The sequence below is a fragment of the Pseudomonas haemolytica genome, from assembly GCF_009659625.1.
Classification (GTDB): domain Bacteria; phylum Pseudomonadota; class Gammaproteobacteria; order Pseudomonadales; family Pseudomonadaceae; genus Aquipseudomonas; species Aquipseudomonas haemolytica.
Genome location: NZ_VOIW01000003.1, coordinates 304,379 through 317,784, shown reverse-complemented (window position 1 = coordinate 317,784; position 13,406 = coordinate 304,379). Strand labels below are relative to the sequence as shown.

Here is a 13,406-nt window from a genome sequence, read left to right as displayed (position 1 = left end):
GGAAGCAGTTTCCTTGATGATTCGACGGCTTTTACCGTTTCTCCTATTGGGCGCCTTGGCCCTGGGCGGCTGCGCTACGGTCGTTACGCCGCGCATCCCCAGCGATGCCCTGCCGGCGAAGGACTCGTCGTTCGGCCGCTCGATCCAGGCCCAGGCGGCGCCGTACCAGGGGCGCTCGGGCTTCCGCCTGCTGCCTAACAGCAGCGAAGCCTTCATGGCGCGTGCCGAGTTGATTCGCAACGCCCAGACCAGCCTCGACCTGCAGTACTACATCGTGCACGACGGCATCAGCACGCGCATGCTCGTGGATGAACTGCTCAAGGCCGCCGACCGCGGCGTGCGCGTGCGTATCCTGCTGGACGACACCACCAGCGATGGCCTCGACCAGATCATCGCCACCCTCGCCGCCCACCCCAAGATCGAAATACGCCTGTTCAACCCCCTGCACCTGGGGCGCAGCACGGGCGTTACGCGGGCCATGGGACGGGTGTTCAACCTGTCGCTGCAACACCGGCGTATGCATAACAAACTGTGGCTGGCGGATAACAGCGCAGCCATCGTTGGAGGACGCAACCTCGGGGATGAGTACTTCGACGCCGAACCCAACCTGAACTTCACCGATATCGACATGCTCAGCGTCGGGCCGGTCGCCGAGCAATTGGGCCATAGCTTCGACCAATACTGGAACAGCGCCCTGAGCAAACCGATCGATGACTTCGTCTCGAACAAGCCCTCTAGAATCGACCTCGCCGTCGCTCGCGCACGCCTGGAAGCCTCGCTGGCCGAATCGCGCCAGCAGAACCATGCCTTGTATAACCGCCTGCGCACTTACCAGACCCGGCCCCGCATGGACATCTGGCGCCGCGAGTTGATCTGGGCCTGGAACCAGGCGCTATGGGATGCACCGAGCAAGGTGCTGGCCAAGGCTGACCCCGACCCGCAATTGTTGCTCACCACCCAACTGGCGCCAGAGCTGAAAGCGGTGAGCCATGAGCTGATCATGATTTCAGCGTACTTCGTACCGGGGCAGCCCGGGCTGGTTTATCTCACGGGGCGCGCCGATGCGGGCGTATCGGTGAGCCTGTTGACCAATTCCCTCGAGGCCACCGATGTGCCGGCCGTACACGGCGGCTACGCGCCATATCGCAAGGCGTTGCTGGAGCATGGGGTGAAACTCTACGAACTGCGCCGACAGCCGGGCGACCCTAGCGCAGGCAGCGGGCAGCACCTGTTCCGTCGAGGCGGCTTCCACGGCTCGGACTCCAGCCTGCACAGCAAGGCGATGATCTTTGATCGCGAGAAGTCGTTTATCGGCTCGTTCAATTTTGACCCGCGTTCAGTGCTGTGGAACACCGAAGTCGGCGTGCTGGTGGACAGCCCTGAACTGGCAGAGCACGTACGTAACCTGGCACTGGAAGGCATGTCGCCGGCATTGAGCTATGAGGCGAAGCTGCAGGATGGCCAGGTGGTGTGGGTGACCGAAGACAATGGGCAATTGCACACCCTGACCCGTGAGCCCGGCAGTTGGTGGCGACGGTTCAATGCCTGGTTCGCCACTTCAGTTGGCTTGGAACGCATGCTCTAAAAACGGCGTAGATCCGATGTGGGAGCATTTCAGGTCAGGCAGGCTGCGCTGCGCCAAACGCACCTTGGCGCAACAACAACACCACCAACCCCAACGCACCCGCGGCCATCAGCAATGGCAGTGCATGCCCACTGATCCACTGGCTGCCCGCACCGGCCACCAACGGCCCGATCAGACAACCAATGCCCCACAACTGCGCCACATGAGCATTGGCACGCACCAACGCATCGTCGCGGTAGCGCTCGCCGATCAAAATCAGCGACAAGGTGAACAACCCACCGGCACTGGCACCGAACAGCACCCACACCGGCCAGATCAGCAGCGTGTGCATCAACACTGGAACCGCCAGGCTGGACGCCAGCAACAGCAGCGCACAGCCCAGGAACAGCGTGCGTCGCGGCAGATAGTCGGCCAAGGCGCCGATCGGCAATTGCAGCAATGCATCGCCCACCACCACCGTGCTGACCATCGCCAAGGCGATCTCGGCAGTGAAGCCCTGTTGCAGGCAATACACCGGCAACAGCGTCAGAATCATCGCTTCGAACGCAGCGAATAAAGCCACCGCCCAGGCAATCGCAGGCAGGCTCAGGCAGAACCGCCACAGCTCGCTGAAGGTGACGCTGAACGAATCAGCGGTCGGGGCCCCGGAACGCCCCAGCAACAGCAGCGGTGCCACCAACAAAAGGCCCACGCCCACCCAGATACCGTAATCATGGTCTGTGCCAATCAAGCCCAGTAACAATGGCCCCGACAACTGGCTCAAGGCATAGGTGCAGCCATACAACGCCACCAGGCGGCCACGCCATTGCTCTACCACCAATTGGTTGATCCAGCTTTCGCCGAGGATAAATACGATGGTCAGGATCACCCCGATCATCAGCCGCAGCACCAGCCACACCGGGTAGCTGGGCAGGATCGCCAGCAAGCCGATGGACACCGCCCCGGCCCACAGGCACAGGCGCATCAGGTTGGCGGTGCCAAGCCAGGACGCCATTCGGCTGGAGACCTTGGCCCCCAGCAACACACCGAACGCTGGCATCGCCGCCATCACGCCAATGGCGAAACTGCCATAGCCCCAGCTCTCAAGACGCAGGGATACCAACGGCATGCTGACACCCAAGGCCAGGCCAACGCTGAGTACCGAGGCCAGGACGGCGAAATAAGTCGCCCAACGCATTGCCACGCTCCTGTGGATAATTAAGTGTGCACACAAAACAGTGTGGGAGGGGGCTTGCTCCCGATAGCTTGGTATCAGCCACCGCATGTGGTGACTGGTCTACCGCTATCGGGAGCAAGCCCGCTCCCACATTTGGCCTGCGGTGATACTTAGAGCTTGATCCAGGTCGCCTTCAGCTCGGTGTACTTGTCGAACGCATGCAGCGACTTGTCGCGGCCATTACCCGACTGCTTGAAACCGCCAAACGGCGCAGTCATGTCGCCGCCGTCGTACTGGTTAACCCACACGCTGCCGGCACGCAGGGCCTTGGCGGTCAGGTGCGCCTTGGAGATATCCGCCGTCCACACCGCCGCGGCCAGGCCGTATTGGGTGTCGTTGGCGATGGCAACGGCTTCTTCGGCGCTGTCGAAAGTAATCACCGACAGGACCGGGCCAAAGATTTCTTCCTGGGCGATCTTCATGGCATTGGTCACACCGTCGAAAATCGTCGGCTCGACGTAGGTGCCGCCAGTTTCTTCCAAGGTGCGCTTGCCGCCTGCGACCAGCTTGGCGCCGTCGGCGTGGCCGGCCTCGATGTACGAGAGCACGGTGTTCATCTGCTGCGTATCCACCAGTGCACCTACGGTAGTAGCAGGGTCCAGCGGGTTGCCCGGCTTCCACCCCTTGAGGGCCTCGATTACCAGCGGCAGGAAGGTGTCCTTGATCGAACGCTCTACCAGCAGGCGCGAACCCGCGGTGCAGACTTCGCCCTGGTTGAAGGCAATGGCGCCAGCGGCAGATTCGGCGGCCGCTTGCAGGTCTGGCGCATCGGCAAACACGATGTTCGGGCTCTTGCCGCCCGCCTCCAGCCAGACGCGCTTCATGTTCGATTCGCCGGAACGGATCAACAGTTGCTTGGCGATCTTGGTAGAACCGGTGAATACCAGGGTGTCGACGTCCATATGCACCGCCAGAGCGTTGCCTACGGTGTGGCCATAACCAGGCAATACGTTGAACACGCCTTTTGGAATGCCGGCCTCAACCGCCAGCGCGGCGATACGGATGGCGGTCAGCGGGGATTTTTCGGACGGCTTGAGGATCACCGAGTTACCGGTGGACAGCGCCGGGCCGAGCTTCCAGCAGGCCATCATCAACGGGAAGTTCCACGGCACGATGGCGCCGACTACGCCGACCGGCTCGCGGGTCACCAGGCCCAACTGATCGTGCGGAGTAGCAGCGACTTCGTCGTAGATCTTGTCGATGGCCTCGCCACTCCAGCTCAGGGCATTCGCCGCGCCGGGAACGTCGATGTTCAGGGAATCGCTGATGGGCTTGCCCATGTCCAGGGTTTCGAGCAGCGCCAGCTCTTCGGCATTGGCCTTGAGCAGTGCGGCGAAACGGATCATCACGGATTTGCGCTTGGCCGGCGCCAGGCGCGACCAGACACCAGAGTTGAAGGTGGCGCGGGCGTTTTCCACGGCGCGCTGGGCGTCGCTGGCGTCACAGCTGGCGACGGTAGCCAGCAAGCGACCATCCACCGGGCTGATGCATTCGAAGGTGTCACCGGAAACGGCGGCGGTGTATTCGCCATTGATATAGGCACGGCCTTCGATCTTCAGATCCTTGGCGCGTTGTTCCCAGTCGGCACGGGTCAGGGTGGTCATGCGAGTGTCCTCCTCTTATTGAATACAAGGGCCCGGGGGGGTATCCCGGCGCCTTCACGAATTCTTGCCCGGCCAGCCTGCTGTTCGGCCCAAGGCAGCTGCCACCCTAAACCAGCGGCTGGGGGTGTTTCAATATATTTGACATAACGGCGGTAAACGCCCTTGCGATGTTCATTTTAATAAACATAGACTTTGGCCTCTCCAACCGCAGGCCAGACGGGACACGCACATGAGCATCCAGGATATCGTCGATTTCAGCCAAGCCAACACGGCCCCCGAGCGCTACCGCCCTGCCGCCGAAAAAGTCCTCAAGGGCGATCCCGAACAAACGATCTACAACCACTACAACAGCCCATGTGGCCAGATGAGTGCCGGGGTGTGGGAAGGCGAGGTCGGGCAGTGGAAGGTCAACTACACCGAGCATGAGTACTGTGAGATTGTGCAGGGCGTTTCCGTACTGCGTGACGTCGAGGGCAACGCCAAGACCTTGCGTGCCGGCGACCGCTTCGTGATCCCGGCCGGCTTCAGCGGTACCTGGGAAGTACTGGAGCCCTGCCGCAAGATCTATGTGGTGTTTGAACAGAAAGCCTGATCAGCAAACTCCAGGCAAAAAAAAGCCCGCATCGTGAGATACGGGCTTTTTTTCACAAGGAAGAAAATCAATTACTTGATTTTGCCTTCTTTGTAGATCACGTGCTTGCGAACGCGCGGGTCGAACATTTTCTTTTCGAGCTTGTCCGGGGTAGTACGCTTGTTCTTGTCGGTAGTGTAGAAGTGACCAGTACCGGCGCTAGAGATCATTCGAATCAATTCACGCATGATAGAGCTCCTTAGATCTTGCCAGCGGCGCGGATTTCGGCCAGCACGACAGTGATGCCGCGCTTGTCGATGATACGCATGCCTTTGGCAGATACACGCAGGCGAACAAAACGTTTCTCTTCTTCAACCCAGAAGCGGTGATGCTGCAGGTTCGGCAGGAAACGACGACGGGTTTTGTTATTTGCGTGGGAAATGTTATTCCCAGTCACCGGACCCTTACCGGTAACTTGACAGACTCTCGACATGCCTCAGCCCTCTAAAACCACATGCCCAACCCGGCATGGGTTGGCCGCTTAATCTCTCAGTCATTTGGCGCCAGGCGCCGCGTTTCTTTAGGGTCTTACCGGCTACACCTACAAGCGAAGGAACCGGGCCCCTAGAAAAGAGCGCTGCTTTATACCAGAAAGACCCCAGTGCAACAACAGCCCGTGTGTTTTTACCACCGTAAATCTTGGCGACAGACGCCCGAACCGTTGCCAGGAGGGGCCGCTGCAATAGCCGACCGCTCGTCGCACAGAATGATTTACAGCGTCCGCAGGCACGGGGAAGTGCACGGCGAAACGCGCTGAGGCGCCATCAAAACAGCATTTGCGCCAAAAGCACAGGCAAAAATGGGCTAGTCATTTATCAACCAGACCTCTACGGTAGGCTTTTTCCAGACTGCACTCGCAGATGGGCCTTCGATCTGCACAGGAAACCGAATATGCGCCTCGCTGCCCTACCGCTATTGCTTGCCCCTCTCTTTATCGCACCGATGGCCGTTGCGGCCACCAACTTGAGTGTCTGCACCGAGGCCAGCCCCGAAGGGTTCGATGTGGTGCAGTACAACTCGCTGACCACCACCAACGCCTCATCGGACGTGCTGATGAACCGCCTGGTGGACTTTGACGCGGCCAGCGGCAAGTTGGTACCGAGCCTGGCAGACAGCTGGGAAGTTTCACCCGATGGCCTGACCTACACCTTCAAGTTGCACCCGGGCGTGAAATTCCACCGTACCGACTATTTCAACCCAAGCCGAACGCTGACCGCCGAAGACGTGCGATTCAGCTTCGAGCGCATGCTTGACCCGGCCAATCCGTGGCACAAGATCGCCCAAAGCGGCTTCCCACACGCCCAATCCCTGCAACTGCCAGCACTGGTCAAGAAGATCGACGCCCTTGACCCGTTGACGGTGCGGTTCACCCTCGACCACGCCGACTCCACCTTCCTCCCGGCGCTGAGCATGGGCTTTGCCTCGATCTACCCGGCTGAATATGCCGACAAACTGCTCAAGGCCGGCACCCCCGAAAAGCTCAACAGCCAGCCAATCGGCACCGGCCCGTTCGTTTTCGTGCGTTTCCAGAAAGATGCCGTGGTGCGCTACAAGGCCAACCCGGATTACTTCGCCGGCAAACCGGCGGTGGATAACTTGATCTTCGCTATCACCCCGGACGCCAACGTACGCCTGCAGAAACTCCATCGCGATGAATGCCAGATCGCCCTGTCACCCAAGCCTCTGGATGTAGGCGAGGCCGAAAAAGACCCAGCATTGAAGGTAGAAAAAACTGCCGCCTTCATGACCGCATTCGTCGCTATCAACAGCCAGCACCCACCGCTGGACAAGCCCGAGGTGCGCCAGGCGATCAACCTGGCTTTCGACAAGGGCAGTTACCTCAAGGCCGTGTTCGAAGGCACCGCCGACGCAGCCAATGGTGTTTACCCACCGAACACCTGGAGCTATGCCAATAATTTGCCAGGTTATCCACAGGACCTCGCTAAAGCCAAGGCGCTGCTGGACCGTGCGGGGCTCAAGGACGGCTTCAAGACCACGATATGGACTCGCCCTACCGGCAGCCTGCTGAACCCCAACCCGAACCTCGGCGCCCAGTTGTTGCAGGCCGACCTGGCCAAGGTCGGCATCCAGGCCGACATTCGCGTGATCGAATGGGGCGAGTTGATTCGCCGCGCCAAGGCCGGCGAGCACGACTTGCTGTTCATGGGCTGGGCCGGCGACAACGGCGACCCGGATAACTTCCTGACCCCGCAGTTCTCTTGTGCTGCGGTGAAGTCCGGTACCAACTTCGCCCGCTATTGCGACCCTACGCTGGACAGACTGATCAGCGCCGGCAAGACCACCAGCGAGCAAGGGGTGCGCAGCAAGCTGTACCAACAGGCCCAGGCGCAGATCCAGCAGCAGGCGCTGTGGTTGCCACTGGCGCATCCGACGGCGTTTGCCTTGACCCGCAAGAATATCGAGGGCTACCGAGTGAGCCCGTTTGGGCGCCAGGATTATTCGAAAGTCAGCGTCAAACCCTAAGCTGCAAGCTGCAAGCTGCAAGCTGCAAGCCCGCTTGAGGCTTGCAGTTTGAAACTTGCGGCTGCCGTTTTTCTACATCCACCCGTATTCCGCCATCGACAACGGGTCACCATCCCCCACGATAATGTGATCCAGCACCCGCACGTCCACCACCTCCAACGCCTTTTGCAGCAACTTGGTCAATTTTCGATCAGCGGCACTGGGTTCCACACTCCCGGACGGATGGTTGTGACACAGGATCAACGCCGCCGCGTTGTACGCCAAGGCACGCTTCACCACTTGTCGCGGATAGACAATTGCAGTGTCGATGGTGCCCTGGAACATTGCCTCGAACCCCAGCACCCGATGTTTTGAATCAAGGAACAGGCAGCCAAAGATCTCATGGGGTTCATGGCGCAGCAGCGCCTTGAGGTACTCGCGCACGGCCAGCGGGCTCTCCAGCACCGAATCATCGCGCAAGCGCTCGGCCATGTGGCGCCGGGACATTTCCAGCACCGCCTGCAATTGGGCAAACTTCGCCGGCCCCAACCCCAGGTGCTGGCTGAACAGCGCCTGACTGGCCTCCAACAATGGGCGCAGGCCACCAAATTGCGCCAAAAGATGGCGCGCCAGATCGACCGCACTTCGACCAGCAACTCCAGTGCGCAGAAAGATCGCCAACAACTCGGCATCGGACAGGCTCGCCGCGCCGCCTTCCAACAGTTTCTCCCGTGGGCGCTCCGCCACGGGCCAATCACGAATACTCATCCCACCTCCGCATGTACCTGCTCCACTGTTGCCCGGCGGGCGCTGTGTTATCGTAGGCCCTCTTTTTTGCGTGCGATTTCACCTGGGGAGGGGTCATCGCAGGCGTCACTGAACTGGCATCACTGAACTGGAAAGGCAAACCAATGCAGCGTCTGTATCGGAAACGCATCGTTCTCGGCGTCGGCGGCGGCATTGCCGCCTACAAGAGCGCAGAGTTGGTTCGCAGGCTCCTGGACCAGGGCGCCGAAGTGCGCGTGGTCATGACCCGTGGCGGCAGCGAGTTCATCACTCCGCTGACCATGCAGGCCCTGTCCGGCCACCCGGTTCACCTGGACCTCCTGGACCCGGCGGCGGAAGCCGCCATGGGCCATATCGAGCTGGCCAAGTGGGCCGACCTCGTACTGATCGCCCCGGCCACTGCCGACCTGATCGCCCGCCTGGCCCAAGGCATCGCCGATGACCTGCTGACCACCCTCGTACTGGCCACCGACGCCACCGTCGCCATCGCCCCGGCCATGAACCAGGCAATGTGGCGCGACCCCGCCACCCAAGCCAATACCCAACTCCTGCAAAGCCGCGGCCTCAAGGTGTTCGGCCCGGCGTCCGGCAGCCAGGCCTGCGGCGACGTCGGCATGGGCCGCATGCTCGAAGCCACCGACCTGGCGCAATGCGCCGCCGAGTGCTTCCAGCACCTGGCCCTGACCGGCAAGCACGTGCTGATCACCGCCGGCCCAACCCAGGAAAACATCGATCCGGTGCGCTACATCACCAACCATAGCTCAGGAAAAATGGGCTTTGCGTTGGCAGAAGCTGCGGTCGAGGCAGGCGCACGGGTCACCCTGATCACCGGCCCGGTGCATTTACCGACCCCTGATCGTGTCACGCGAATCGACGTAGTCAGCGCCCGGGACATGCTTGCAGCCTGTGAAGCGGCCATTCCCTGCGACCTGTTCATCGCCTCCGCCGCGGTTGCAGATTACCGCCCGGAAGTCGTGGCCCCGCAGAAGCTCAAGAAAGACCCTACAAGCGGTGACGGCCTGCTCCTGCAAATGGTGCGCAACCCGGACATCCTGGCCACCATCGCCACCCGTCCGGATCGCCCGTTCAGTGTCGGCTTCGCCGCCGAGACCGAGCACCTGCTGGACTACGCCGCACGCAAACTGAAAGACAAAAATCTCGACCTGATCGTTGCCAATGATGTCGCCAATCCAAGCATCGGCTTCAACAGTGAGGAAAATGCGTGCAGCGTGATCGACCGCGAGCTGCACGCCACCCTTTTCGCCCAGACCAGCAAGGGCAAGATTGCCCGCCAACTGATCTCTTTTATCGCCCAACGGCTGAACCAGGTTTAATTTCCATGCACGCTTTGCAAGCCAAGATCCTCGACCCCCGCATCGGCAACGAATTCCCCCTGCCGGCCTACGCCACTCCAGGCTCCGCCGGTCTGGACCTGCGCGCCATGCTCAAGCAAGACACCGTCCTTGAGCCGGGCCAGACAATCCTGATCCCCACCGGCCTGTCGATCTATGTCGGCGACCCAGGCCTGGCGGCGTTGATCCTGCCGCGCTCCGGCCTGGGCCACAAACACGGCATCGTGCTGGGCAACCTGGTGGGCCTGATCGACTCCGACTACCAGGGCGAGTTGATGGTGTCGTGCTGGAACCGTGGCCAGACCGCGTTCAACATCGCAGTCGGCGAGCGCATCGCCCAACTGGTACTGGTGCCCGTGGTACAGGCGCACTTCGAACTCGTAGAAGAGTTCGACGAAACCCAGCGCGGCGCAGGCGGTTTCGGGCATTCCGGCAGCCACTGACTAAGCTGAATCAGGCCGGACGCGCTCGTCCGGCCCGATGCCACCGCCTGGCGTTTCAGGATGAAGAATGCGCGGATCTCACAAGCGAAATTTTATAAGCTAAATCAATGTATTACGCGAGCATACGGGTGAATATCAGACCCCGATGGCACTTTTACACCACGAACTCTCTGCCGAAAACGCCGTCATACCCTTCAGTTTGAGCCTGCCGGCCAGCCACATTCAGGCCAGCCCTGCCCCTTTCAGATGGAGTTCCCCCCGCGATGAGTACCGCAGCCCGCGTAGCCCCGACCTTCCCCGACAGCATCTTTCGCGCCTATGACATTCGTGGCGTGGTACCCAAGACCCTGACCGCCGAAACTGCCTACTGGATCGGCCGCGCCATCGGCTCCCAGAGCCTGGCCCAGGGCGAGCCCAACGTCTCGGTAGGCCGTGACGGCCGCTTGTCCGGCCCCGAGCTGGTCGAACAACTGATCCAGGGCCTGGCCGACAGCGGTTGCCACGTCAGCGACGTCGGCCTGGTGCCGACACCCGCGCTTTACTACGCCGCCAACGTACTGGCCGGCAAATCCGGGGTGATGCTCACCGGCAGCCACAACCCGTCGGACTACAACGGCTTCAAGATTGTCATTGCCGGCGATACCCTGGCCAATGAGCAGATCCAGGCCCTGCATACCCGCCTGAAGACCAACGACCTGACCAGCGGCACCGGCAGCATCACCAAAGTCGACATCCTGCAGCGCTACTCCGATGAAATCACCCGTGACGTCAAGCTCGCACGCCGCATGAAAGTCGTGGTGGACTGCGGCAACGGTGCGGCCGGCGTGATCGCCCCGCAGTTGCTCGAAGCGCTGAATTGCGAAGTGATCCCGTTGTTCTGCGACGTCGACGGCAATTTCCCTAACCATCACCCGGATCCAGGCAAGCCAGAAAACCTGGTTGACCTGATCGCCAAGGTCAAGGAAGTGGGCGCCGACGTGGGCCTGGCCTTCGATGGCGATGGCGACCGCGTGGGCGTGGTGACCGAAACCGGCGAGATCGTATTCCCTGACCGCCTGCTGATGCTGTTTGCCCGTGATGTGGTGGCGCGAAATGCCAACGCCGAGATCATCTTCGATGTGAAGTGCACCCGCCGCCTCACGCCGCTGATCAAGGAATATGGCGGCCGTCCGCTAATGTGGAAGACCGGTCACTCGTTGATCAAAAAGAAAATGAAGGAAACCGGCGCGCTGTTGGCCGGTGAAATGAGCGGCCACGTATTCTTCAAGGAGCGCTGGTTCGGGTTTGACGACGGTATTTACAGCGCCGCTCGTCTGCTGGAGATCCTCAGCAAGGAAAAATCTACGGCAGAAGAGCTGTTTCAGACCTTCCCCAATGATATTTCTACGCCAGAGATCAATATCCATGTGACCGAGGAGAGCAAATTCAGCATCATTGACGCACTGCATGATGCGCAATGGGGTGAAGGCGCCAACCTGACCACCATTGATGGTGTGCGAGTCGATTACGCCAAAGGCTGGGGCCTGGTACGCGCGTCCAACACCACGCCGGTGCTGGTCCTGCGTTTCGAGGCGGATACCGAGGCTGAGCTGCAGCGCATCAAGGACGTGTTCCACGCCCAGTTGAAACGTGTTGCCCCTGATCTCCAATTACCGTTCTGATTTTTTGCCCGGAGCCCTGAATGACCCTCGAACGCGAAGCCGCTGCCAATACCGCCAAGGTCCTGTCCGAAGCGTTGCCTTATATTCGACGCTACGTCGGCAAGACGCTGGTGATCAAGTACGGCGGCAATGCCATGGAAAGCGACGAGCTGAAAACCGGCTTTGCCCGTGACATCGTGCTGATGAAAGCCGTGGGGATCAACCCGGTGGTGGTACACGGTGGCGGCCCGCAAATCGGCGATCTGCTCAAGCGTTTGTCGATCGAGAGTCACTTCATCGATGGCATGCGTGTCACTGACGCGCAGACCATGGACGTGGTGGAGATGGTCCTCGGCGGCCAGGTCAACAAAGACATCGTCAACCTGATCAACCGCCACGGCGGCAGCGCCATCGGCCTGACCGGCAAGGATGCGGAACTGATCCGCGCGAAGAAACTTACCGTTACCCGCAAGACCCCCGAGATGACCCAGCCGGAAATCATCGATATCGGGCAGGTGGGCGAAGTGATCGGTATCAACACCGATCTGCTGAACCTGCTGGTCAAGGGCGATTTCATTCCGGTGATCGCGCCGATCGGCGTGGGTGCCAATGGCGAGTCCTATAACATCAACGCCGATCTGGTGGCTGGCAAAGTGGCCGAGGCGCTGAAGGCCGAGAAGCTGATGCTGCTGACCAACATCGCGGGCTTGATGGATAAGGAAGGCAAGGTATTAACCGGCCTGACCACCCAGCAAGTGGACGATCTGATCGCCGATGGCACCATCTATGGCGGCATGCTGCCGAAGATCCGCTGCGCGCTGGAAGCCGTGCAAGGCGGCGTCGGCAGCTCGCTGATCCTCGATGGCCGGGTTCCGAATGCAATCCTGCTGGAAATCTTCACCGATACGGGTGTGGGCACGCTGATTAGTAACCGCAAGCGTCCTTAAAACGATGAAGCAAAAAGCCCCGCTCAACCTGGTTGAGCGGGGCTTTTTATGATTCGGCGATTACTGAACGCCGAACTGCTCGCGATATGCCTTGACTGCCGGCAAGTGCTGCTTGAGCTGCGGATCATCTTCCAGGAACTGCAACACCTGGTTCAACGACACGATGCTCACCACCGGAATACCGAAATCACGCTCCACTTCCTGGATCGCCGACAACTCACCGTTGCCACGCTCCTGGCGGTTCAAGGCGATCAGCACGCCAGCGGCCTTGGCGCCTTCCTGGGAAGCGATGATCTGCATCACCTCACGAATGGCGGTGCCAGCGGTGATCACGTCATCGATGATCAGCACATCGCCAGTCAACGGAGCCCCGACCAGGCTACCGCCTTCACCGTGGGCCTTGGCTTCCTTGCGGTTGAAGCACCACGGCAGATCCTGCCCGTGATGCTCTGCCAACGCGACCGCTGTAGCCGCAGCCAGGGGAATACCCTTGTAGGCTGGGCCAAAGAGTACGTCGAAGGAAATACCGCTTTCAACGATGGCTGCCGCGTAGAAACGACCCAGCTGAGCCAGGGCCGAACCCGAGTTGAACAGGCCCGCATTGAAGAAGTACGGGCTGGTGCGCCCGGACTTGAGAGTGAACTCGCCGAAGCGTAAAACGCCGCGATCGATGGCAAAACGAATGAAATCGCGTTGATACGCCTGCATGAAAAAAGCCTCAGATACCACGGATTTAGCT

The 13,406-nt window shown here is 60.5% G+C and carries 12 protein-coding genes and 1 pseudogene; 7 read left to right on the top strand and 6 right to left on the bottom strand.

Annotated features, from left to right (window positions below):
• Positions 1-16: 16 nt before the first annotated feature.
• On the top strand, positions 17-1,585 hold the full coding sequence (locus FRT59_RS11840; protein ID WP_153871292.1) for a phospholipase D family protein: 1,569 nt from the start codon (positions 17-19) through the stop codon (positions 1,583-1,585).
• Between the two features lie 34 nt (positions 1,586-1,619).
• Here FRT59_RS11840 and FRT59_RS11835 read toward each other — a convergent pair whose 3' ends face one another.
• Both FRT59_RS11835 and FRT59_RS11830 read right to left on the bottom strand, forming a co-directional pair.
• Entirely contained in the window at positions 1,620-2,762 is a 1,143-nt protein-coding gene (locus FRT59_RS11835) for an MFS transporter (RefSeq protein ID WP_034116411.1), read from the bottom strand.
• Positions 2,763-2,911: 149 nt separating this feature from the next.
• Positions 2,912-4,405 (bottom strand): aldehyde dehydrogenase, encoded by a 1,494-nt coding sequence (locus tag FRT59_RS11830; RefSeq protein ID WP_034116412.1) that lies wholly within the window; start codon positions 4,403-4,405, stop codon positions 2,912-2,914.
• A 229-nt stretch (positions 4,406-4,634) separates the two neighbouring features.
• On the opposite strand from FRT59_RS11830, the gene FRT59_RS11825 reads away from it, so the two are divergent.
• Positions 4,635-4,997 (top strand): cupin domain-containing protein, encoded by a 363-nt coding sequence (locus FRT59_RS11825; protein WP_153871291.1) that lies wholly within the window; start codon positions 4,635-4,637, stop codon positions 4,995-4,997.
• A gap of 71 nt (positions 4,998-5,068) precedes the next feature.
• Here FRT59_RS11825 and rpmG read toward each other — a convergent pair whose 3' ends face one another.
• Positions 5,069-5,224, bottom strand: coding sequence for a 50S ribosomal protein L33 (gene rpmG / locus FRT59_RS11820; RefSeq protein WP_003176906.1), 156 nt, complete (start codon positions 5,222-5,224; stop codon positions 5,069-5,071).
• Positions 5,225-5,235: 11 nt separating this feature from the next.
• A complete protein-coding gene (rpmB, locus tag FRT59_RS11815; protein WP_003176907.1) occupies positions 5,236-5,469 on the bottom strand; it encodes a 50S ribosomal protein L28 in 234 nt (77 codons plus the stop codon).
• Positions 5,470-5,927: 458 nt separating this feature from the next.
• On the opposite strand from rpmB, the gene FRT59_RS11810 reads away from it, so the two are divergent.
• Positions 5,928-7,520, top strand: coding sequence for an ABC transporter substrate-binding protein (locus FRT59_RS11810; RefSeq protein WP_153837355.1), 1,593 nt, complete (start codon positions 5,928-5,930; stop codon positions 7,518-7,520).
• A gap of 72 nt (positions 7,521-7,592) precedes the next feature.
• Here FRT59_RS11810 and radC read toward each other — a convergent pair whose 3' ends face one another.
• A complete protein-coding gene (gene radC / locus FRT59_RS11805) occupies positions 7,593-8,267 on the bottom strand; it encodes a RadC family protein (protein WP_153871290.1) in 675 nt (224 codons plus the stop codon).
• A 143-nt stretch (positions 8,268-8,410) separates the two neighbouring features.
• On the opposite strand from radC, the gene coaBC reads away from it, so the two are divergent.
• The 4 genes and pseudogenes from coaBC to argB all read left to right on the top strand — a co-directional run bounded on the left by coaBC (position 8,411) and on the right by argB (position 12,667).
• Positions 8,411-9,619: a bifunctional phosphopantothenoylcysteine decarboxylase/phosphopantothenate--cysteine ligase CoaBC gene (gene coaBC / locus FRT59_RS11800; RefSeq protein WP_043048060.1), complete on the top strand. Its 1,209-nt coding sequence runs from the start codon at positions 8,411-8,413 to the stop codon at positions 9,617-9,619.
• Positions 9,620-9,624: 5 nt separating this feature from the next.
• On the top strand, positions 9,625-10,080 hold the full coding sequence (gene dut / locus FRT59_RS11795; protein ID WP_003213270.1) for a dUTP diphosphatase: 456 nt from the start codon (positions 9,625-9,627) through the stop codon (positions 10,078-10,080).
• A 257-nt stretch (positions 10,081-10,337) separates the two neighbouring features.
• Positions 10,338-11,741: pseudogene (locus tag FRT59_RS11790) on the top strand (phosphomannomutase/phosphoglucomutase); the annotation flags it as partial.
• 20 nt (positions 11,742-11,761) lie between these two features.
• Complete coding sequence (argB, locus tag FRT59_RS11785; RefSeq protein WP_003213275.1) at positions 11,762-12,667, top strand: acetylglutamate kinase; 906 nt, start codon at positions 11,762-11,764, stop codon at positions 12,665-12,667.
• A gap of 60 nt (positions 12,668-12,727) precedes the next feature.
• On the opposite strand, the gene pyrE is transcribed toward argB, so the two are convergent.
• A complete protein-coding gene (gene pyrE, locus FRT59_RS11780; protein WP_122539170.1) occupies positions 12,728-13,375 on the bottom strand; it encodes an orotate phosphoribosyltransferase in 648 nt (215 codons plus the stop codon).
• Positions 13,376-13,406 lie beyond the last annotated feature (31 nt).

Bases quoted from the DNA above. Each gene is read 5' to 3' on its own strand.
- FRT59_RS11840 (WP_153871292.1), top strand. From the start codon at position 17: ATGATTCGACGGCTTTTACCGTTTCTCCTATTGGGCGCCTTGGCCCTG.
- FRT59_RS11835 (WP_034116411.1), bottom strand. From the start codon at position 2,762: ATGCGTTGGGCGACTTATTTCGCCGTCCTGGCCTCGGTACTCAGCGTT.
- FRT59_RS11830 (WP_034116412.1), bottom strand. From the start codon at position 4,405: ATGACCACCCTGACCCGTGCCGACTGGGAACAACGCGCCAAGGATCTG.
- FRT59_RS11825 (WP_153871291.1), top strand. From the start codon at position 4,635: ATGAGCATCCAGGATATCGTCGATTTCAGCCAAGCCAACACGGCCCCC.
- rpmG (WP_003176906.1), bottom strand. From the start codon at position 5,224: ATGCGTGAATTGATTCGAATGATCTCTAGCGCCGGTACTGGTCACTTC.
- rpmB (WP_003176907.1), bottom strand. From the start codon at position 5,469: ATGTCGAGAGTCTGTCAAGTTACCGGTAAGGGTCCGGTGACTGGGAAT.
- FRT59_RS11810 (WP_153837355.1), top strand. From the start codon at position 5,928: ATGCGCCTCGCTGCCCTACCGCTATTGCTTGCCCCTCTCTTTATCGCA.
- radC (WP_153871290.1), bottom strand. From the start codon at position 8,267: ATGAGTATTCGTGATTGGCCCGTGGCGGAGCGCCCACGGGAGAAACTG.
- coaBC (WP_043048060.1), top strand. From the start codon at position 8,411: ATGCAGCGTCTGTATCGGAAACGCATCGTTCTCGGCGTCGGCGGCGGC.
- dut (WP_003213270.1), top strand. From the start codon at position 9,625: ATGCACGCTTTGCAAGCCAAGATCCTCGACCCCCGCATCGGCAACGAA.
- argB (WP_003213275.1), top strand. From the start codon at position 11,762: ATGACCCTCGAACGCGAAGCCGCTGCCAATACCGCCAAGGTCCTGTCC.
- pyrE (WP_122539170.1), bottom strand. From the start codon at position 13,375: ATGCAGGCGTATCAACGCGATTTCATTCGTTTTGCCATCGATCGCGGC.